Below are 20,108 nucleotides of genomic sequence, written 5' to 3'. Positions count from 1 at the left end.
GCGCGGCGCCCGATGCAAGGTCAACGCGCGCTCATCGCGCGCGCACCGCAAGATGCGCGAGCCAGCGACGCTCGGCGCGCCGGAACAGCGCAACCAGCGCGAACGACACCACGAGATACATCAGCGCCGCGAGCCCGAATGCGTTGAACGACTGGTAGGTCGCCGAGTTGGCATCGCGCGCGACCTTCAGAATGTCGGGCACCGTGGCCGTGAATGCGACCGTGGTCGCGTGCAGCATCAGGATCACTTCGTTACTGTACAACGGCAATGCGCGGCGCAGCGCGGACGGTATCACAATGCGCCGGTACATCGTGAACCAGCTCATGCCGTAGGCGCGCGCCGCTTCGACTTCGCCATGCGAGCTCGAGCGGATCGCGCCCGCGAAAATCTCCGTCGTGTACGCGCAGGTGTTCAATGCGAAGGCGAGAATCGCGCAATGAAAGCCGCTGCGAAAGAACGCGTCGAGCAGACTGTGCGAGCGCACGAACGCGAGACTGTATACGCCGGTGTAGATCAACAACAGCTGCACGTAGAGCGGCGTGCCGCGAAATACGTAGGTGTACAGACGTACCGGCGTCGACAGCCAGCGCTGGTTCGACACGCGCGCCACCGCGAGCGGCACCGCGCATACGAAGCCGATCCCAATCGACGCGACCAGCAGCCACAACGTGACCGCGAGACCCGACAGGCGCTGGCCGTCCCAGAACAGATACGCCTTCCAGAATTGGTTCAGGATGTCGATCATGACGCTCAGAGCTCCGCGTGTCGCACGCCGATCGAATAGCGGCGGTTCAGCCAGATCAGCACGAGGTTCGATACGGTGGTGATCGCCAGATAGATCAACGCGGCGACGAGAATGAAGAAGAACATGTTGAAGGTGCTCTTGCCCGCGTCCTGCGCGGCCTTGACGACGTCGGCGAGTCCGATGATCGACACCAGCGCGGTGGCCTTCACGAGCACCTGCCAGTTGTTGCCGATGCCGGGCAGCGCGAAGCGCATCATCTGTGGGAACAGGATGCGTGCGAACACGCGCACGCCGCTCATGCCGTACGCGCTGCCCGCTTCGAGCTGGCCGCGCGGCACCGCGAGAAACGCGCCGCGAAATGTCTCGGTGAAGTACGCGCCGTAGATGAAGCCGAGCGTCAGCACGCCGGCGAGAAACGGATCGATGTCGATCTGCTCCATGCTGAACATGTCGGTCAGATCATTGAGCCAGATCTGGATGCTGTAGAACAACAGCAGCATCAGCACGAGGTCGGGCACCGAGCGGATCAGCGTCGTGTAGCCGGTCGCGACGGCCCGCAAGGGTCGGTTCAACGAGAGTTTCGCCGCCGCGCCCGCGAGGCCGAGCAACACGGCGGCCGCCAGCGACAGAACGGATAGTTCGATCGTCTGGATCGTGCCGGCGAGCAGCACGGGACCAAAGCCGTATAGGAACATGCTTGTCTCCATCCAGGTGGGTTGAATTGGCGCGGAGGCTTCAAGGCCTGCCGCTGCTCCCGCATGGCGCGGAGTCTCGCAAGCGAAAATCAATTTCTCAAATCCCGGGCGGTGCCTTTGCTGCGATGCAATATGACGCGGCGGCGGGGGGCGCAACACTGATGGCGCTAGGTTTCAGGTGAATTATCGTTGGGCGAGGCGCGCCGCGCGCGCTGGGCCGTGCGGCGATTTGGCCAGTTTCCGGTCGCTTTTCCGATAGACCGCGCGGACGGCCGCTGGCATCCGAGGTATAGGGCCGGTGCGCGCGTGAATGACTCATGTATGAGTCGCGAAAGCGGTTTATGGCCCATTCATGAGTCATTGTTTGTGTCTTGGCCCAAAAAGTCCGATAATGAGTCATAAGTGAGTCCCGAATGCGTCATATGACTCACAGGTGAGCCATCCCACGTTGCCATGCCCACTCCCGCTACCCGCGCTGCCTCGCGTTACAGTCTGGACGCTGCCCGCCTGCTCGGCCAGCTGATCCGTCGCGCGCGGCTCGAGCGCAGGATCACCGCCGCGCAGTTGGCCGAGCGCGCCGGGCTGTCGCGCAGCCTCGTGCAGCGGATAGAAAAAGGCGATCCGCGCTGCTCTATCGGCGCGGTGTTCGAAGCCGCGGCGGTGGTCGGTGTGCGGCTGTTCGACGCCGACACGTCCGCCCTCGGCAGCGCAATCCGCGCCAACGCCGACGTGCTGACGCTGTTGCCGCGCGCGGTGCGCGCGCCTCGCCCGGAAGCCAAGGATGATTTCTAAGTCCGCCTATAACGAAGCCTTCGTATGGACCTGGCTGCCTGGCGCGACCGAGCCGGTGGTCGCCGGGCGCCTCGTGGCGGCCGGCGGTCAGATGCTGTTCAACTACGGCCAAAGCTACCTCGCGCGCGACGACGCGATCCCGCTCTATGTGCCCGAATTGCCGCTGCGGCGCGGCACCTTACCGCTGCTCAGCGGCCTCACGATGCCCGGCTGCATCCGCGATGCGGCGCCCGATGCATGGGGCCGGCGCGTGATCATCAATCGCAAGCTCGGCATGCGCGGCGCGCAGATCGACACCGGCGAGCTCGACGAGATGACCTATCTGCTCGAATCCGGCTCCGACCGCATCGGTGCGCTCGACTTTCAGCTGTCGCCGAGCGAATATGCGCCGCGCGAAACGGCGAGCGCGTCGCTCGACGATCTGCAAAACGCGGTGTCGGGTGTCGAGCGCGGCGTGAAGCTCAGCCCCGACCTCGAACGCGCGCTGTTTCATGGCAGCTCGATCGGCGGCGCGCGCCCAAAGGCGATGATCACCACGCACGAGCGCAAGTTCATCGCGAAGTTTTCGTCGCAAAGCGACGTCTACAGCGTCGTGAAGGCGGAATACATTGCGATGCGCATCGCGTCGTTGGTGGGCATCGATGCCGCGCCGGTGAAGCTCGAGCATGTCGGCGGCAAGGACGTGCTGCTGATCGAGCGCTTCGATCGTACCGGCGACGCACAAGGCTGGCAGCGCCGCGCGATGGTGTCGGCGCTAACCCTGTTCGAACTCGACGAGATGATGGCGCGCTACGCGAGCTACCAGGAATTCGCGACGCTGATCCGCCATCGCTTCACGAACCCGGGCGCGACGCTCAGGCAGCTTTTCGCGCGGCTGCTGTTCAACGTGCTGTGCGGCAATACCGACGACCATGCCCGCAATCACGCCGCTTACTGGGACGGCCGCGAGCTGACGCTGACGCCCGCCTACGACATCTGCCCGCAGGCACGCGCCGGCAACGAAGCGACCCAGGCGATGCTGGTCGTCGGCGACGATCGCTTCAGCCGCATCGACACGTGTCTGCGAGCGGCGCCATTCTTTCTGCTGTCGCGCGATGAAGCGGTGGCCATCGCGCGACAGCAAATCGAGGTCATTCTGGCGCACTGGGACGCGGTCTGCACCGATGCGCAGTTGAGCGAGATCGATCGCGGCCTGATGTGGCGGCGCCAGTTCCTGAATCCGTTCGCATTCGAAGGCGCTCCGCCCGAACTCGCGGCGCTGCTGCATTAGCGCGGCCGCGCCGGCGCCGATGCCGAACCACGCGCGTTCAGTCGATCCCGAGCCGCGCACGAATCGCCGGCAGCATCTGCTCGACCGCGTCGCGCCCTTCCGCGATGGCTGGTGCCGCGCGATGAAAATCGAAGATGCCCATGCCGCCGAGACGCGGCTGGATCAGGATATCGGCCGGCTCGCCGGCCAGCCGGCTGCGCGTGATGCGCACCTGCATGATGTCGATGCTTTGCGCGATCGAACTCAACATCGACGGCACGTGCGCGCTTGGCTTGGGCGGCACGCGCACGTCGTCGGTCGCGCTCGCTTCGGCCGGCGCGAGCCAGCGCGGCCACGGCTTGCCGTTGCGGCGCAACGCCACGGGCGGCGGCGCGGTGGGATCGAGCGCGGGCGTTTCGATGACCGCACCGCCGAAGTCGCGGCCGTTGAGGATGTCGTTGTTCAGATCGATCGCGATCACGCAGTCGGCGCGCATGCCACGCGCGACCGACACCGGCACCGGGTTGCTGAGCCCGCCGTCGACGAGCCACACGCCGTTGTGCCATACCGGCGTGAAAATGCCCGGAATCGCAATCGACGCGCGCACCGAGTCGATCGTGCTGCCGTCCTGGAGCCAGATTTCGCGGCCCGTGTCGAGTTCGGTCGCGACCGCCGCGAACGGCATCTGCAATTGCGCGATCGAGCTGCCGGCGAATTTGTCGGCGAACAGCTGGATCACCTTGCGCCCGCCCAGCAGGCCGCCCGAGATGCGCAGATCGAGCAGCCGCACCACGGTCTGCCACGTAAGACGCGACACCCACTCCTCGAGCCAGTCGAGGTCGCCGTTCGCATAGACCGCACCGACCAGCGCGCCGATCGACGTGCCGCACACGACGTCGGGCTTGATGCCAGCGTCTTGCAGCGCGCGAATCGCGCCGATATGCGCCCAGCCGCGCGCGGCGCCGCCCCCCAGCACCAGCCCGATCCGGCTGTATCGACGTCGACGTATCATGCTTACCCCGCTTTTTCGGCCAGCTTGTGCGGCCCGCTTATCCGGCCATCTTCTGGCCGACTTTTCCCCGCCTATCGCCCTCGAATCACGTCCGAGCGTGACGTGGTGTACACCCTCTGGCTCCGGTCGAAGTGAACGTTGAAGATGCCTTCTTCGGTCACCCCGCCCTCGCGCCATTTCCAGCTCCACACGGTTTCGGGCTTCAGCGGAAATACCGCGATCTCTCCAGGCTTGCCGAGCAAGCGCCGCACCTCGTCTTCGGTCATGCCGGCGCGGATCTTCGCGAAGTTGGCCGCGGTCAGTACCTGCGTGATCGCTTGCAGCTTGCCGTCGCGGTCGACGTCGACCATGTACGTGTTCAGGCCTTGCGGGCCACGCGGATATTCGAAGCGCTTCGAGCCGTCGGTGAAGGTGCGCGCGGTTTCGGGCTTGCCCATCTGCGCGAGGATCTGCGCTTCGGTTGTGACGCCCGGCGTCATGTCCTTGAGCAGCAACGCGTCGGGTTTGACCGCGTTGAAAAAGTCCTTGAGTTTTTGCACGGCTTGATCGCTCTGCTGTTGGTCGCAGCCGGTCAGCGCAACGCACGCCATCAGCAGCGCCGCGCTCAGCGGTTTGAGGCTCACATCGGTTCCTGTCCGGATGCGCGGGATTTGCCGTCGCCGCGCAGGGCCGGTGTGTAGTGTGTACTACAAGCATAACCGTGCACGGAGAAAACCGCGAGCGACGCGGGCGCGACGAGTGCGGCTACGCACGCAACGTGTCGCGCGCAGCGCTAAAAGAGTGCCTGAGGATCAACTGAGGTGGGCATGCCAGAAGCAAAAAGGCGACGCTGTAAACAGCGTCGCCATGTCGGTCGATGCGATCAACCGGAAGTGACGGCGGCTCGTTAGCCGCCTTGCGCGAAGCACCGCGGACGACGCGCAGCGGCCTGCTCCAGACGAAGCGATGAGCAACCTTGGCTACTCACCTTGCGCCATCGCCGAATGACAAACCGCTGCCTTTTATGGCCGCCCTGGTCCCTCGATAAGCCTTCCAGATGCCCCTAATCTAAACGCATTGGAGGCTTTCGACGAGAGCGCGTTTACACGGAATCGGCAGAAGATTCGCGCGACGCGAGGGGCTCGCGGGATCGCCATCCGATCAGATCACCCGAAAGCCATGCGTGCCGTCGCGCGCCAGTTGCGCGACGAGCCCATGCTCCCACTCCAGATACGCGCTCATTGCTTCGCGTGCGTTCTCCGCGCCGTCATACGGCCGTTGATATCGATCGATGCGCGGCGACGCCATCCGCATGCCGCCCGACTCCACCGGCAAGCCCGCGTCGATCCACGCATTCGTGCCGCCGCGCAGCACCTGCACCGGCCGCCCGGTCGCCGCGGCGAGCTCCGGCGCGACGAAGCGCGCGAGCGCGTCGCTGCCGCACGTGAGCACATAGCGCTTCGCGTCGGGCAGCGTGCGCAGCGCGTCGGCGAGCTGGCTGCGGATCACGAACCACGCGCCCGGAATGTGCCGGGTCAGATAGTTCGCGCTGCTCGTGAAATCGAGCACGACGGTACCGTGCGACTGCAGCAGCGCGACGAGCTCCGCCGGACCGATCTCGTCGACGTCGGGCGGCGTGACCGCATTGCGCGCGGGCGGCGTGCCCTTCTCGGCGAAATCGGCCGCCGTCAGGCCATCGACCACGTACACCTCGACGTTCATCTGCGCGAGCCACGATGCGCTCATGTTGGCGCGCACGCCGTCGCTGTCCGCAAGGATCACGCGCGCGCCGCGCACCGTCACGAACAGGTCGGTTTCCTGCACGAGCTGGCCGCCCGGCGCGCTGCGAAAACCGGGCACGTGGCCCGCCTCGTATTCGTCGGGCGTGCGCACGTCGAAGCGATACACGGTGCGCACCGCTTCGTCGGCCCAGCGGCGCGCTTCGTCGCGCGACGTACGGCGCACGCGCGCCCGGTCGGCGACCGTGCGCGCGCCGTCGGCGGCGGCGAGACGGGAGACGTCGTCGACCGCGCCTTCGATGCGCCGCGCGCTGCCATGCGCGAGCGGCTGCCCGGCGAGCGTCCAGCCCATCGTGCCATTGCGCAGCGCGGCCACCGGATTCGGCACGCCGGCGTTGATCAGCGACTGCGCGCCGATGATGCTGCGCGTGCGCCCCGCGCAATTGACGATGATGCGCGTGGCCGGATCCGGCGCCAACTGCCGGGCGCGCAGCACCAGCTCCGCGCCGGGCACGCTGATGCTGCCGGGGATGTTCATGGTCTGAAACTCCTCGAAGCGGCGTGCGTCGAGCACCACGATATTGGCCTCCTGATCGAGCAGCGCCTGCACCTGCTGCGCGGACAGCGACGGCGTGTGACGCACGCTTTCGACCAGTTCGCCGAACGCCTTGCTCGGCACGTTGACGTCTCTGAACAATTCGCCGCCTGCTTCGCGCCAGCCTTGCAGCCCGCCCTCGAGCAATGCGACGTTCGTATAACCGAGTTCGGCGAGTCGCTCGGCGGCACGCGTCGCGAGACCTTCGCCGGCATCGAATACGACGATCGGCACGGCCGGGCGCGGCAGCCGCAGCGGTGCGTCGAGTTCGAGCCGCGATAGCGGCAGATTGGCCGCGAACAACGGATGACTGCGCGCGTGCGGATCTTCCTCACGCACGTCGATGAGCGCGATCTCTTCTCGGTCGAGCAATGCGTGGCACACGTCTCGGAATGACCGGGTACGAAACTCTTTGACGACATTCATGGGATCCAAAACTCCTTCGCTACATTCCAGGTTTCCGGCAACGGGTCGCGTCACCGCACCCATACTTAACCGTACACTCGAATTCCGATCGGCGCACGATCACTCGCTGGATTGCTTATTCGGGCGCACTGCGAATGCGAAGCACCGCCGCGCCAACACCCGATGCACGCGCAATTTCCGCGCCACGTAGCGCACCACGTATCGCGCCGCGTCGGCTCTTGCCGACCCTTCGGCCGGCATGGACATCGCCGCGCCGCCAGCAGAAAAACCGCCGCTTTGCCACAATGCCGCATCGCGCGAAAGCGCCGCCTCTAGCCATCCAAGACAATGATCCCCTTTTCGGTTCTCGATCTTTCGCCGGTCACCGCGGGCGCCACGCCCGCTGACGCGTTCAGGAACACGCTATCGCTCGCGCAGCACGCGGAAAAGCTGAACTACAAGCGCTACTGGCTCGCCGAGCATCACAACATGACCGGCATCGCAAGCGCGGCGACCTCGGTCGTGATCGGCTACGTGGCCGGCGGCACCAGGAAGATTCGGGTCGGCTCCGGCGGCATCATGCTGCCGAACCATGCGCCGCTCGTGATCGCCGAACAGTTCGGCACGCTCGCGTCGCTGTATCCGGGGCGGATCGATCTCGGCCTCGGCCGCGCGCCCGGCACCGACCAGACCACGGCCCGCGCGCTGCGCCGCGATCTGCAGGCGAGCGCCGAAACCTTCCCCGACGACGTCGTCGAATTGCAGCGTTACTTCGCCGAGCCGGTCGAGGGCCAGCGCATTCGCGCGGTGCCGGGCGCGGGCCTGAACGTGCCGCTGTGGCTGCTCGGCTCGTCGCTGTATAGCGCCCAACTGGCCGCGGCGCTCGGGCTGCCGTTCGCGTTCGCGTCGCACTTCGCGCCCGACTACATGATGACCGCGCTGCAGGTGTATCGCTCGCAGTTCCGGCCGTCGGCGACGCTAGCGCTACCCTACGCGATGGTCGGCGTCAATCTGTTCGCCGCCGACACGAACGACGAAGCCGCGCGGCTCTTTACGTCGCTGCAGCAGCAGTTCATCAATCTGCGGCGCGGCACGCCGGGGCAGTTGCAGCCGCCGGTCGCGCGGCTCGATGCGTCGGAGATGGAGCTGAACAACGTCGCACGCGCGCTCGCCTGCACGGTGCTCGGCGATCGCGACGCAATCCGCGAAGGCCTGCAATCGATCATCGAGCAGACTGGCGCGAACGAGTTGATGCTCACTGCGCAGATCTACGATCACGAAGCGCGGCTGCGCTCGTTCGAGATCGGCGCCGAGGTGCGCGATGAATTGGCGGCGGGCAAATAAGCGGTTCGCGAACCGATCGGCGCACACCGCAACGCACGAAAAAAGGGCGGCTCATCGCGAGCCGCCCTTGTTTTTGCACCGGGTTGGACCACGCCGGACGCAGCGGCCCCGCGTCTCAGCTCGAGGGCACCATCAGCGGTTCGCCGGCACCGCCGCCAGTCCGTCGAGCAGCGCCTTGTGAAACGCGTTCGGATCCTGCATCTGCGGCGCGTGACCGAGCCCCGCGAACTCGACGGGTAATGGCCGAGCTTCGCGCGCACTTCGGGGGGCGCCGCATCCTTGCCGATCGCGGTCGTGTCCTTCAAACCCGCAAGCCATCGTCGATCTGACGCAGAGGTGAAACGCCTCGCCACCGGCAAGATTTCGGACATCAACGACATTAACAGGGAAACCACATTTCTCGCACTCAACGCGCTGATCGAGGCCGCCCGCGCCGGGAACGCAGGCAGAGGTTTCGCCGTGGTCGCGAACCTGGTCAAGCGCGCTTTTCTACTACCCGACGCCTTACACCATCCCCCAATGGGCCGGCGCACAACTCGGTTCCAGATTCGCCAAATCGACAGGCATCCAGTTAGCAAGCCGAATGATGGCTGCCGACGCTGTTGTTTTGTCTTCAGATGCAAACTCGAAAACGCGGCCTAGGGTGCGGCGCCCCGCTGGGCTCGGTCGCACCTCGCATATCGCGGCTGGCACCGTTGAGCGATATCCAGCCGAGCGGTCGCCGCGCGTCGCACCGTTCGACAGAGGCCAGCCGCTGCGCTCGCCGTTCGCGAGCGACGTACCGGAGATGGCAGCGAGGCGGCGTGCATCGCTTCGTCGGCTGCACCTTGGCTAGGCAAGAGGCCCGATGGCACGCCCGACTCCAGTGCACTTTTGTCCACTTTGGGCGCCCCGTCAGTGGGTGTTGCGGCCACCTCATGCGGCGAACGGCGGTGGGCCCGACCTTTCTGGCGTCTATGGGCCGCGGGACGGCCCCAGGATGAGTCGAGGTCCTCGGGTGGCATATCACTTGCATCTGTTCCTCGTCCCGACATCTGGGACCAGGCGCAGCGGGGTTGACGGCTGACACTGCTGGCCAAGGCAATTATTTTCGCGGTTTCGGCTAAATCACGGCGAATAACTATGAAAAAATCTTTACTGACACTCACGCTATCCGCAGCATTTGCAGTATCGGCACATGCCCAAAGCAGCGTGACCCTGTACGGTCTCATCGATACAGGCATCGTCTATACGAACAACCAGACTGGTCACAGCGCCTGGCAAATGGCCACCAGTTCGACGCAGAACACGGTGTTCGGCCTCAAGGGTTCGGAAGATCTGGGTGCGGGCTTGCACACGATCTTCAAACTGGAGCAAGGCTTCCTGCTGAACAACGGCGCGCAGGCTTTCTCAGGTAGCGCGTTCGGTTCGCAGGCATGGGTGGGATTGCAAAGCGATCCGTACGGCACGTTGACATTCGGTCGCCAGTTCGACGTGATGAACGACGCCGTCGGACCGCTCACGGCCGGGTTCAACACGTGGGGCGGCAGCATCGCTGCACATCCGTTCGATAACGACAACCTTGCTGCGAATTCGGTCGTCGTCAATAACTCGGTCAAGTACGCGAGCCCGGTCTACCGCGGCGTCACGTTCGAAACGATGTACTCGTTCAGCAACAAGGCCGGCAACTTCGCGAACAATCGCTCATACGGCTTCGGCCTGTCCTATGCGCAAGGCCCGCTGAATCTCGCCGCCGGCTACCTGCAACTGAACAACGCAGGCAACGGCAGCGGCGCGGTGACCACGGCCGATACGAGCGCGAACTTCATCGCGGAACGCCAGCGTATCTGGTCGCTCGGCGGCAACTACACCTTCGGGGCGGCCACTGTCGGGCTGGTCTGGAGCCATACGCAGATCGACAACGTGGCGGGCGTATTCTCGTTCGGCACGGGCAGCTATCTCGGCGCGAACGACAGCACTGCCGGCACCCTCGCCGGTTCCCTGCGCCTCGACAACTATGAAGTGAACGCGAAGTATGCGTTCACGCCGGCGTTGAGCGTATCGGGTGCGTACACGTTCACGCATGGCGCGTATAACGGCTCGTCGCCGGGATGGAATACGGCCATGCTGCAAACCGATTACGCACTCAGCAAGCGCACCGACTTCTATGTTGAAGGCGTGTATCAGAACGTGCATGGCGCGCCTGCGGATTCCGTGCTGTCGCATGCGATGCTCAACACGCTGTCGCCGTCTTCGACGGGCACGCAAGTGGCTGTTATAGCAGGCCTGCGGCACCAGTTCTGATCGCACGGACCGGCACGAATGCGGCACGCGCGGGTGGGCCTGACATCCATCAGGCATAACGCCGTGCCGCTACAGAAACAACGCTACCATCCACGCGTGCCGTGAGATGTGCGCAGGCTTTTCTCGCCCGCGCGGCGTCAAAGGGCGGCTCGCCCTTCGTGAGCGGACCTTCGCGAACCGGTTGTGAGAGACCGTTCATGGCCGATCCCGGAAATCGAGCGGCCTCCGGTGATCGCCGGCTGCACCGCTGCGTCCAACTTCCGCAGCCGACCCACTCCGGTCAGACGACTTTCTCGAAACCGGTCAGTCGGCCAAACCCCGATTTTGCAAACAGGAGCGCCACTAAGCGACCGTTGGCGACCTCACCCGATCGGCCAACAACAGACATTCGAGCGTCAAGTGAGAATTGGCGACAATCGCGTGAAGTATGGGTACCGCGTTCCGTTCGAGGGGCTTTTATACTGAACGATCGCTCTGAAGCTGCCGTAGGCGGGGCCGACATTGGTCGACGTTGGCGATATCGAACCGGACGCCCGCATCATGAACTGGCTGGCCAATACCGTTCTTGTGTTGCACGCGCTGATCGTACTGTTTATCGTCGGCGGGTTAATCGCTATCTGGACAGGCGCATGGTTGAAACGCGACTGGATACGCAACCGCGTGTTCCGGATCGCGCATCTCACCGAGATAGGCGTCGTCGCGACTCTCGCTATTCTTGACATACCGTGTCCGCTGACGGTCCTGGAGGACTGGCTTCGTACCGGATGCGTCGGCCCACAGGGCTTCGGGGGTGTTCGCGATGGCCTACGCGGTGTTCCTGCTGGTCGTGGCAGTCACGTGGTGTCGCGTCCCGCCGCGTTCATGAGGCGTCCACATGAGATCTCGTCCTGCTGCCGATCTTCTCGCCGACCATCACCACGATCCGCAGCGGGACGGACTATCTATAACGGGTTGACCTGAGCCAATCGTCATCGGACCCAGTTCGGCCATCGACGGCCGGTCGACATACGCCTCGGAATTGCCGTCCATCGCTATCCTGAGCAATATCAAACGCTGCCTAAACTACGGTTCCATGATCATCGACTTTGTCTGGCGTATGGCACTTCGCATCGGATATCCGCTTGCTCGTGTCTGGTGGCACCTTCGACGACCCACCCATCAGGGCGCGCTTGTCGCAATCTATGTCGGGCAGTCGCTATTGCTCGTGAAAGCATCGTACCGGACCGCGTGGAATCTTCCGGGAGGAAGTGTCCATCCCGGAGAGACGCCCGAGGCAGCCGCGCAGCGCGAAATGGAAGAGGAAATTGGTCTGTCGTCGTACACATTGCTCCCGGTGGGCAGCGTCTGCGGCGCCTGGGACGGACGACGAGACCGGGTGCATTTCTTCGAACTACACCTCGAGCGCCTACCCGAGCTGCGAATTGATAATCGCGAGATTGTCGCCGCGCATCTGGCAACGCCGGAGGAATTGCATGGCTTCGGACTGACAGCGCCAGTGGCTGCGTATCTGAGCGGAGAACTTTGCCGTTAGATGTCGACCGGGCGGTATCCCGGCTGCCCGGGGTCAAGCTCCGCCGACTGCGAAGGGCAGCGGTTTATCTCGTCCACAATCGTGGGCATCCTGCATTTGACGTTGGTCCCAACGCCAGTGGCATATCGCGAGCGGGGGATGCTGGCGATCGCAGCGAAGGTGTCGAATGACGCCCAAGCTTCCATCGGGTTTACTGCATCAACCATTGCCCAACTTTTGCGACCGGGTCTCGCCGGGCATCATACCGGGCCAGTAATGGTGTCATCGAACGGCCATTATCAGAACCCGTGAAGGACTATCTATATAGGGTCGACATGAGCCCGATTCGATCTTATGCAATCTGAGCTAGGGGCAGTTGATCATCGGTCGCTAAGTGGACGGTCGCATTCGCGACAATCGGCTACTTTGCAGCCAAACTATAAGTACTAACCCTTAAGTTTCCGTCCTTCTTGTCGTTAACACAATTGCCCGGCAAGCCGGTGGCCAGGTGGCAGATATTGAAAGATGGAACTCTCATATGCGATTGAGCAACATGAAAATAGGAGCGCGCCTCGCGCTGGCGTTCGCAGTCACGTTGCTGCTAACGTTCGCACTTGCAGCCGTATCACTGAGTGGACTGAGTGGCTTCAACCAGGACGTCAATAACGTCACGCGCTCGCGCATGCCGGTGTTGTGGGATCTGCACAAGCTGCTCGAAATCACTCGAGGGCAGGCGGTGATGGAACGCGACGCATTGGCCGCGTTGGCAGGCAACCAGTCGGAGGTCGTAAGCGGCAATCTGCAATCGATCGGCAATGGTCACGATATCGTGTCCAAGGCAGTCGAAGAAATCCAGCAACTCCTTGACACGGACCAGGGCAAAGAGCTCTGGGCCAATGTAGCGTCCGCCCGTCAGGCGTATTTGTCCGACCGGGCGGCAGTCATCGCGCAGATCAAGGCCGGCGACGCCGAAGGGGCACGCCAGAAGTTACTGAGCGAACAGGTGCCGCTGGAGAACCAGTATCTCGGCGCAGTCCAAGCCCTGATCGATTATGTCGGCAACCAGGTAGCGACCGAGCACGACGCATCGAGCGCATCGTATGCCGACGCTCGCATGCTCGTACTGGTGCTCGCGGCGCTCGCGCTGGCGATCGGAGGGGTTTGCGCGCTGCTGGTCACGCGCTCGATCGTTCGGCCGCTGCATGTAGCCGTCGACGCGGCTGAGAAAGTTGCGCAGGGCAACCTGGCCACGGGGATCGACGCAGATGGCAGGGACGAGACGGGGCAACTGCTTCGCTCGCTTCGCACCATGACCGAAAGCCTGTCTAACACCGTCGGCGAGATCCGCATGGGCGCCGAGTCGGTAATGACGGGCGCGCGACAGATCGCGCAGGGCAACACCGACCTATCTTCTCGCACGGAGGAACAGGCGGCGTCGCTGCAGGAAACGGCGGCGAGCATGGAGGAACTCACGGCCACTGTCAAGCAGAATTCGGAGAACGCTCGCCAGGCGAGCGGCCTCGCGGACAGTGCGCATGCTGTTGCCAAAGAAGGTTCGGCAATCGTCGGGGAGGTAGTCGGGACGATGGCGGGCATCGAGGAAAGCGCGGGCAAGATCGCCGAAATCACCGGCGTGATCGAGGGCATCGCATTCCAGACCAACATCCTCGCACTCAATGCGGCGGTGGAGGCGGCGCGGGCGGGCGAGCAGGGTCGGGGCTTTGCGGTAGTAGCCAGCGAAGTGCGCTCTCTGGCGCAGCGCTCGTCGGTAGCGGCGAAGGAAATCAAGGAGCTCATCGAGACCTCGGGCAGCCGCGTGCAAGCCGGAACCGACTTGGTCGCGCGGGCAGGAGAGACGATGGACAAGGTTGGCACAGCGATTCAGCGCGTGACCGACATCATGGGCGAGATCGCGTCGGCTTCGAGCGAGCAGAGCCGCGGCATTGAACAGGTGCACCAGGCGATCAGCCAAATGGACCAAGTCACGCAGCAGAACGCGGCGCTGGTCGAAGAGGCGGCGGCCGCGGCTGGCTCGCTGGAGGACCAGGCGAAGCAGTTGCGCGCTGCGGTAGCGGTGTTCCGCACGGCGCAGACCGATATCGCCGCGCCAGCAGCGCGCCCGCTGTCTGTTGCGAAGCCGCCAGCAGCGAAGCGGCCCGTCTGTGTAGCCGAGCGTGCCGTATCAACCACGAAAGTCCCCGCGCCGATACCGCGGCGCGCTGACTCGCCGGTGACGGTCGAGGGCGCGGACTGGGAAACGTTCTGACAGCGTCGTATGAAGAGAAGACATCAACGCCGGTCCGCCAGTAGGTCGCCGCGGTAATTCGTCCCATCGTCTGCCGGACAGTCTGCAACGGTTCTGAACGGCGGCTTTCCGCAAAACCGACCGTCTCTTTGGGGTCGGGGCAGCGTCGGTCGGCTCTTCGAACTCATCGCTCCAAAGCGGCCGCTGGAATTCAGCGGCCCGGAAGCAGCCAGTCGGCAGTGCGTACTCTCGACCCGAAGCGGAAGCTCAGAGGCGTAAGGTGGATAGCTTTGCTACCCGCGCCAACGAACGCGTAGAGCCGACACATTTTCAAATCCCGTGAAAGTAGGCAGGATTGGGATTGTATGGACTGTCACATCCGCGAGGGTAACAAGTTACCCACCCTGCTTCGCTGGTTGGACTGCGCTGTTCAGCGCTCCCAAGCGGGCAAGTTAAGCAGGGCACGCGCGAGATTTCGTGGCTGACCGGCTAGTGCCGACCCGATGTGGGCAGCATTAAACGGCCACAGCGGCTGGCCACGGCTTTGCGACTCAAGTCTTCGGCTTTCGATTCCAGTAAGCGTCCCGAAGCGCCGTGAAAAGCGCGACGTCGCCATCGAAGAACCGCTTGGCGCTCTCGGTATCCGGCAAGCGCGGCAACTGCGCATCTTGCGCAGTCCCCAAAATTTCACGAGCTGCCCACGAACCACACGCCGCAATCCGCTGGACGTCGTCGCTGTGATTGGCAAGTGCGTACTCGCGCCAATCAGGGATGTCTTTCAACACGCACAACACGATGTGGCCCAACGAGTCGTAGTCGACCCAGTTGTGCTCCGTCGGATGAACCTCGCCCCCAAGTCCTCGGCCGTCCAGGCTCCTCCAGTAGTCAGCGCCGTCACCGAGCAGCAGACGTTCGGCATTCCATGAGTCATTCAGCAGCGTATGCGCGCGGTTCAAGTTGAAGCGGCCACGGAACTGCTGGTTGCCGGCGCACTCGTGCACGAACCGCTCGGTGAGCAGATACGCGTGCACGTCGAGCTGCCGGAGGCATAAAGTAGCCGCTAAGAAGTTTCGCCCAGCGGTGAACGACGTAGGACTATGGTGGCGGGACAGAAAGCCTTTTGAACGCTCACCGATTCGCCGGCACCGCCGCCATCCCATCCAGCAGCGCCTGATGAAACGCTTGCGGGTCCTGCATCTGCGGCGCGTGACCGAGCCCCGCGAACTCGACGAGCGTCGCATGCGGAATCGCTTTCGCGGCCGCGCGGCCTAGTTCCGGGTAATGGCCGAGCGTCGCGCGCACTTCGGGGGGCGCCGCATCCTTGCCGACCGCGCTCGTGTCCTTCTGACCGATCAGCAGCAGCGTCGGCATGCTGAGCTGCCCTAGCTCATAGAAAACCGGCTGGGTGTAAATCATGTCGTAGAGCAGCGCGGAATTCCACGCGACCACCTGCTTGCCCGGCCCGCGATACATGCCCGCGAGCATCTGCACCCACGGTTCATAGTCCGCGCGCCATTGCCCCGCGTAGTACGTCGCCTGTTCATAGCGGCGGATGCCGTCGGCGGTGGTCTTCAGCTCGCGCTGATACCACTGGTCGACCGACAGCGACGGCACGCCCTTGGCCTTCCAGTCCTCGAGCCCAATCGGGTTCACGAGCACCAGCTGCTGCGTCTCGCGCGGATACATCAGCGCATAGCGCACGGCGAGCATGCCGCCCGTCGAATGGCCGACCATCGTCACGTCGCTGACGCCGAGCGACTCGAGTAACGCATGGGTATTGCGCGCGAGCTGCTGGAAGCTGTACTGGTAATGCTCGGGCTTGCTCGATTTGCAAAAGCCGATCTGATCCGGTGCGATCACGCGATAGCCGGCATCGCTCAACCGGCGAATCGTCGCGTCCCACGTCGCCGAACAGAAATTCTTGCCGTGCAGCAACACCACGGTGCGGCCGTTCCCATGCGCCGGCTTCACGTCCATGAAGGCCATCTGCAAAGACACGCCCTGCGAGGTGAATTCGAAGCGTTCTACCGGCGCCGGATAGTCGTAGCCCTGCAGCTCCGGACCGTAGGCCCTGCCCGGATCGTCGACAGAAGACGCGGCCGCGGCGCTCGCGGCGGCCGCCGCGACAGACGCCGCGCAGAGCATCGCACAAGCGCAGACACTCGATACGGCAAGCAGGAATGGGCGGCGAAGAGTCATCGGATGGTCTGGAAAAGATGCAACAAGGAAGGCACGAGGCTCGGAGCACATGATTCTACGACGCGCCGCCGAGCTGTGACGCCGGTCGCGCAACCGCGGGGCCTCGCGGCTCGGGTGGTGTGGCATGCACATTGCGGCAGGTAGGACCACGCGTTGTCCGCGCGCAACCTTGCGCCCTATGTGTTGCGCCGCACCGATTGGCGCGCCGCAACAGCCCATCGTTAGAGGATGGTCCGCCGCGCGGCCCGGCAATAAACACTATTCGCTCGCGTCCAATCGGTGCTAGAACAGACTGACGGACGCGCGAGAAGCAGGCAGCCGACAACCGTAACGCGGCACGACTGCCAGGCAGCACGAATCACCTGCGCCGAAGAAGCGACCAGATCATCCCGGGGGTATATCAATCAAGCAACCATCTTGCATCGGAGCGAAGCAAGCACCGCAGTGTTCGCTTCGGTCCACAGGAGACACCTATGAATACCCCCGCACGGCTGAACGACTTACAGCGCACTACCCTCGCGATCGTCCTCGCAGGCGGCCGCGGCACCCGGCTCGGGCCGCTCACGAACAAGCGCGTGAAGCCGGCGGTGCACTTCGGCGGCAAATACCGGATCATCGATTTCGCGCTGTCCAACTGCCTGAACTCCGGCATCCGCCGCATCGCGGTGGTCACGCAGTACAAGGCGCATTCGCTGCTGCGGCATCTACAGCGCGGCTGGAGCTTCCTGCGCGGCGAGATGGGCGAGTTCATCGACCTATGGCCCGCGCAGCAGCGCGTCGAAGGCGCGCATTGGTATCGCGGCACCGCCGACGCGGTGTTCCAGAACCTCGACATCATCCACTCGATCCGCCCGAAGTACGTGGTCGTGCTCGCGGGCGACCACGTCTACAAGATGGACTACACGCGCATGATCGCCGATCACGCGGACAGCGGCGCCGACTGCACGGTAGGCTGCATCGAGGTGCCGCGCATGGAAGCGGTCGCGTTCGGCGTGATGGCGGTCGACGAAAACCGCCGCGTGACCGGCTTCGTCGAAAAGCCGGCCGACCCGCCCGCGATGCCTGGCCGCCCCGACACGGCGCTCGCGAGTATGGGCATCTACGTGTTCAACGCCGACTACCTGTACAGGTTGCTCGAAGAGAACATCGCCGCGATCGACACCGATCACGACTTCGGCAAGGACATCCTGCCGCGCGTCGTCACGCAGGGCGTCGCGATCGCGCATCCGTTCAGCATGTCGTGCGTGTCGTCGGACCCGAGCGTCGAGCCGTACTGGCGCGACGTCGGCACGATCGACGCGTACTGGGCCGCGAACCTCGACCTCGCGTCGACGATCCCGACGCTCGACCTGTACGACGAGTCATGGCCGATCTGGACGTACCAGGAACAGTTACCGCCCGCGAAGTTCGTCCGCGACATGAAGGGGTTGCAGGGCACGGGCAACAATCTGATCGTCTGCGGCGGCTGCGTGATCTCAGGCTCGCAGATTTCGCGCTCGGTGCTGTCGTCGAACGTGAAAGTGAGTTCGTTCTGTAACATCAATGAGGCAGTCTTGTTGCCGCAGGTCATGGTCGGCCCGAGCTGCCGCCTGCAGAAAGTGGTGATCGACCGGGGCTGCACGATTCCGGAAGGCACGGTGATCGGCGAAGACCCGGCGCGCGACGCTGAGCGCTTTTATCGCACCGACGAAGGCGTCGTGCTGGTCACGCAGGAGGCGTTGCGCAAGCATCCGCAGTAGCGCGCGCCGCACGCAACCGCCGTGTCGACTCTGTGCCAACCCCGAGCAACCCTGCCGTCCCAACCAAGACCCGGCCTATGACGATTCGCGCCCTGCACGTCGCAAGCGAGCTGTATCCCCTCCTCAAAACGGGCGGTCTCGCCGACGTCGCGGGCGCGCTTCCGTCCGCGCTGATCGAGCGCGGCGCCGACGTGCGGGTGCTGCTGCCGGGCTTCCCGGCCGTGCTCGCGGGCCTGCGCGATCTGCAGCCGGTCGCGCAGCTGGGCAGCCGCTTCGGCGCGCCGGACGTGACGCTCGAACGCGGCACGCTGCCCACCAACGGGCTCGCCGTCTACGTGATCCGCGCCGCGTCGCTGTACGACCGGCCCGGCAACCCGTATCTGAACGACGAACACGTGCCATACGGCGACAACGCGCAGCGTTTCGCGTTGCTCGGCTGGATCGCCGCGCAGCTCGCGCAGCAGCTGGACCCGACGTGGTCGCCGCAGATCGTTCACGCGCACGACTGGCACGCGGGGCTCGCGCCCGCCTATCTGAAGGCCGCCGAACGCGAGCACGGCCGCGCGCCCGCGCGCAGCGTGTTCACGATCCACAACCTCGCCTACCAGGGGATCTTTCCCGCCCATCAGTTCAGCCTGCTCGGCCTGCCGCACGATTTCTTCAACATGCACGGTGTCGAGTTCTATGGGCAGCTGTCGTTCCTGAAGGCGGGGCTCTACTACACCGACCGCATCACGACCGTCAGCCCGACCTATGCGCGCGAAATCCAGACGCTCGCGCACGGCGGCGGGCTCGATGCGCTGCTGCGCCATCGCGCGCACGATCTGAGCGGCATCCTGAACGGCGTCGACTACACGGTGTGGAACCCCGCCGCCGATCAGCTGCTCGCGACGCACTACAGCGCGTCGCGGCTGGCAGGCAAGCTCGCCTGCAAGGAAGCGCTGCAAAAGCGCTTCGGCCTCGCGCAGAAAAGCGATGCGCTGCTGTTCGGCGTCGTCAGCCGGCTGACCGAGCAGAAAGGCCTCGACCTGCTGCTCGGCGCGGTGCCGGAGATCGTCAAGCGCGGCGGGCAACTGGTCGTGTTCGGCACCGGCGATCCGGCGCTCGAGAACGGCCTGAAGATGGTCGCGCAGGCGCACCCCGAATCGGTCGCGGTCGAGCTCGGCTTCGACGAAACGCTCGCGCATACGATCATCGCCGGCAGCGACGTGGTCGCGGTGCCGTCGCGCTTCGAGCCGTGCGGGCTCACCCAGCTCTATGCCCTCGCCTATGGCTCGCTGCCGCTCGTGCACTGCGTCGGCGGTCTCGCGGATACCGTCGCCGACGCATCGCTCGAAAACCTCGCCGACGATTTCGCCACCGGCTTCGTGTTCGACCGCTTCGATCCGAAGGGACTCGCCGGGGCGATCCGCCGCGCGTTCGCGCTCTACGCGCGCCGCACCGAATGGAAGGCCACGCAGCGCCGCGCGATGCGCCAGGACTTCGGCTGGGGCGCGTCGGCCGAGCGCTATCTGGCCTTGTATCGCGAGCTCCTCTGACGCATCGCCCGCGCGCGTATCCGCCAGGTTTTATTCATT

Annotated in this window: 15 protein-coding genes and 3 pseudogenes; 10 read left to right on the top strand and 8 right to left on the bottom strand. The window is 64.4% G+C overall.

Annotated elements, in window-relative coordinates:
• Positions 1-31: 31 nt before the first annotated feature.
• Positions 32-745, bottom strand: coding sequence for an ABC transporter permease (locus BJG93_RS05605; RefSeq protein ID WP_027197343.1), 714 nt, complete (start codon positions 743-745; stop codon positions 32-34).
• 5 nt (positions 746-750) lie between these two features.
• Positions 751-1,440 (bottom strand): ABC transporter permease, encoded by a 690-nt coding sequence (locus tag BJG93_RS05600; protein WP_027197342.1) that lies wholly within the window; start codon positions 1,438-1,440, stop codon positions 751-753.
• A 453-nt stretch (positions 1,441-1,893) separates the two neighbouring features.
• Between BJG93_RS05600 and BJG93_RS05595 the strand changes: the two genes are divergently transcribed.
• Together BJG93_RS05595 and BJG93_RS05590 are read left to right on the top strand one after the other, a co-directional pair.
• A complete protein-coding gene (locus BJG93_RS05595; RefSeq protein WP_027197341.1) occupies positions 1,894-2,232 on the top strand; it encodes a helix-turn-helix transcriptional regulator in 339 nt (112 codons plus the stop codon).
• Positions 2,222-3,502 carry a type II toxin-antitoxin system HipA family toxin gene (locus tag BJG93_RS05590; RefSeq protein WP_027197340.1) on the top strand — a complete coding sequence of 427 codons (1,281 nt, stop codon included), beginning with the start codon at positions 2,222-2,224 and terminating at the stop codon, positions 3,500-3,502. Before BJG93_RS05595 ends, BJG93_RS05590 begins: the two co-directional genes overlap by 11 nt.
• Before the next feature lie 37 nt (positions 3,503-3,539).
• Here BJG93_RS05590 and BJG93_RS05585 read toward each other — a convergent pair whose 3' ends face one another.
• From BJG93_RS05585 to BJG93_RS05575, 3 genes are all read right to left on the bottom strand, one after another.
• Entirely contained in the window at positions 3,540-4,493 is a 954-nt protein-coding gene (locus BJG93_RS05585) for a patatin-like phospholipase family protein (protein WP_027197339.1), read from the bottom strand.
• A gap of 71 nt (positions 4,494-4,564) precedes the next feature.
• On the bottom strand, positions 4,565-5,116 hold the full coding sequence (gene bamE / locus BJG93_RS05580; RefSeq protein ID WP_027197338.1) for an outer membrane protein assembly factor BamE domain-containing protein: 552 nt from the start codon (positions 5,114-5,116) through the stop codon (positions 4,565-4,567).
• A gap of 517 nt (positions 5,117-5,633) precedes the next feature.
• A complete protein-coding gene (locus tag BJG93_RS05575) occupies positions 5,634-7,232 on the bottom strand; it encodes a rhodanese-related sulfurtransferase (RefSeq protein WP_027197337.1) in 1,599 nt (532 codons plus the stop codon).
• 327 nt (positions 7,233-7,559) lie between these two features.
• Here BJG93_RS05575 and BJG93_RS05570 point away from each other — a divergent pair, with 327 nt between their 5' ends.
• Positions 7,560-8,555: an LLM class flavin-dependent oxidoreductase gene (locus BJG93_RS05570; RefSeq protein WP_027197335.1), complete on the top strand. Its 996-nt coding sequence runs from the start codon at positions 7,560-7,562 to the stop codon at positions 8,553-8,555.
• Between the two features lie 132 nt (positions 8,556-8,687).
• On the opposite strand, the pseudogene BJG93_RS05565 reads toward BJG93_RS05570, so the two are convergent.
• A pseudogene (locus BJG93_RS05565) lies at positions 8,688-8,869 on the bottom strand (alpha/beta fold hydrolase); the annotation flags it as partial.
• Positions 8,870-8,871: 2 nt separating this feature from the next.
• Between BJG93_RS05565 and BJG93_RS05560 the strand changes: the two are divergent.
• The 5 genes and pseudogenes from BJG93_RS05560 to BJG93_RS05540 form a co-directional block, all read left to right on the top strand.
• Positions 8,872-9,035 (top strand): annotated as a pseudogene (locus BJG93_RS05560) (methyl-accepting chemotaxis protein); the annotation flags it as partial.
• 642 nt (positions 9,036-9,677) lie between these two features.
• Complete coding sequence (locus tag BJG93_RS05555) at positions 9,678-10,838, top strand: porin (protein WP_027197333.1); 1,161 nt, start codon at positions 9,678-9,680, stop codon at positions 10,836-10,838.
• Between the two features lie 540 nt (positions 10,839-11,378).
• Positions 11,379-11,703 (top strand): annotated as a pseudogene (locus tag BJG93_RS05550) (DUF2784 family protein).
• A 207-nt stretch (positions 11,704-11,910) separates the two neighbouring features.
• On the top strand, positions 11,911-12,369 hold the full coding sequence (locus tag BJG93_RS05545; RefSeq protein WP_154671814.1) for an NUDIX domain-containing protein: 459 nt from the start codon (positions 11,911-11,913) through the stop codon (positions 12,367-12,369).
• 517 nt (positions 12,370-12,886) lie between these two features.
• Positions 12,887-14,614: a methyl-accepting chemotaxis protein gene (locus tag BJG93_RS05540; RefSeq protein WP_071336545.1), complete on the top strand. Its 1,728-nt coding sequence runs from the start codon at positions 12,887-12,889 to the stop codon at positions 14,612-14,614.
• Between the two features lie 530 nt (positions 14,615-15,144).
• Here BJG93_RS05540 and BJG93_RS05535 read toward each other — a convergent pair.
• Together BJG93_RS05535 and BJG93_RS05530 are read right to left on the bottom strand one after the other, a co-directional pair.
• Positions 15,145-15,624 carry a hypothetical protein gene (locus BJG93_RS05535; protein ID WP_027197330.1) on the bottom strand — a complete coding sequence of 160 codons (480 nt, stop codon included), beginning with the start codon at positions 15,622-15,624 and terminating at the stop codon, positions 15,145-15,147.
• Between the two features lie 97 nt (positions 15,625-15,721).
• Positions 15,722-16,792, bottom strand: coding sequence for an alpha/beta fold hydrolase (locus tag BJG93_RS05530; RefSeq protein ID WP_027197329.1), 1,071 nt, complete (start codon positions 16,790-16,792; stop codon positions 15,722-15,724).
• 473 nt (positions 16,793-17,265) lie between these two features.
• Here BJG93_RS05530 and glgC point away from each other — a divergent pair, with 473 nt between their 5' ends.
• Positions 17,266-18,531 (top strand): glucose-1-phosphate adenylyltransferase, encoded by a 1,266-nt coding sequence (glgC, locus tag BJG93_RS05525; protein ID WP_027197328.1) that lies wholly within the window; start codon positions 17,266-17,268, stop codon positions 18,529-18,531.
• A gap of 77 nt (positions 18,532-18,608) precedes the next feature.
• Positions 18,609-20,069, top strand: coding sequence for a glycogen synthase GlgA (gene glgA / locus BJG93_RS05520; RefSeq protein ID WP_027197327.1), 1,461 nt, complete (start codon positions 18,609-18,611; stop codon positions 20,067-20,069).
• Positions 20,070-20,108: the final 39 nt, after the last annotated feature.

Origin of the sequence: Paraburkholderia sprentiae WSM5005 (genome assembly GCF_001865575.2) — a bacterium.
Lineage (GTDB): Bacteria > Pseudomonadota > Gammaproteobacteria > Burkholderiales > Burkholderiaceae > Paraburkholderia > Paraburkholderia sprentiae.
The sequence above is the reverse complement of the archived record's forward strand: the minus strand, read 5'-3'. Positions and strand labels throughout refer to the sequence as shown.

What these genes read in the sequence shown, in the direction of transcription:
- BJG93_RS05605 (WP_027197343.1), bottom strand. Translation starts at nt 745, where the DNA reads ATGATCGACATCCTGAACCAATTCTGGAAGGCGTATCTGTTCTGGGAC.
- BJG93_RS05600 (WP_027197342.1), bottom strand. Translation starts at nt 1,440, where the DNA reads ATGTTCCTATACGGCTTTGGTCCCGTGCTGCTCGCCGGCACGATCCAG.
- BJG93_RS05595 (WP_027197341.1), top strand. Translation starts at nt 1,894, where the DNA reads ATGCCCACTCCCGCTACCCGCGCTGCCTCGCGTTACAGTCTGGACGCT.
- BJG93_RS05590 (WP_027197340.1), top strand. Translation starts at nt 2,222, where the DNA reads ATGATTTCTAAGTCCGCCTATAACGAAGCCTTCGTATGGACCTGGCTG.
- BJG93_RS05585 (WP_027197339.1), bottom strand. Translation starts at nt 4,493, where the DNA reads ATGATACGTCGACGTCGATACAGCCGGATCGGGCTGGTGCTGGGGGGC.
- BJG93_RS05575 (WP_027197337.1), bottom strand. Translation starts at nt 7,232, where the DNA reads ATGAATGTCGTCAAAGAGTTTCGTACCCGGTCATTCCGAGACGTGTGC.
- BJG93_RS05570 (WP_027197335.1), top strand. Translation starts at nt 7,560, where the DNA reads ATGATCCCCTTTTCGGTTCTCGATCTTTCGCCGGTCACCGCGGGCGCC.
- BJG93_RS05555 (WP_027197333.1), top strand. Translation starts at nt 9,678, where the DNA reads ATGAAAAAATCTTTACTGACACTCACGCTATCCGCAGCATTTGCAGTA.
- BJG93_RS05545 (WP_154671814.1), top strand. Translation starts at nt 11,911, where the DNA reads ATGATCATCGACTTTGTCTGGCGTATGGCACTTCGCATCGGATATCCG.
- BJG93_RS05540 (WP_071336545.1), top strand. Translation starts at nt 12,887, where the DNA reads ATGCGATTGAGCAACATGAAAATAGGAGCGCGCCTCGCGCTGGCGTTC.
- BJG93_RS05530 (WP_027197329.1), bottom strand. Translation starts at nt 16,792, where the DNA reads ATGACTCTTCGCCGCCCATTCCTGCTTGCCGTATCGAGTGTCTGCGCT.
- glgC (WP_027197328.1), top strand. Translation starts at nt 17,266, where the DNA reads ATGAATACCCCCGCACGGCTGAACGACTTACAGCGCACTACCCTCGCG.
- glgA (WP_027197327.1), top strand. Translation starts at nt 18,609, where the DNA reads ATGACGATTCGCGCCCTGCACGTCGCAAGCGAGCTGTATCCCCTCCTC.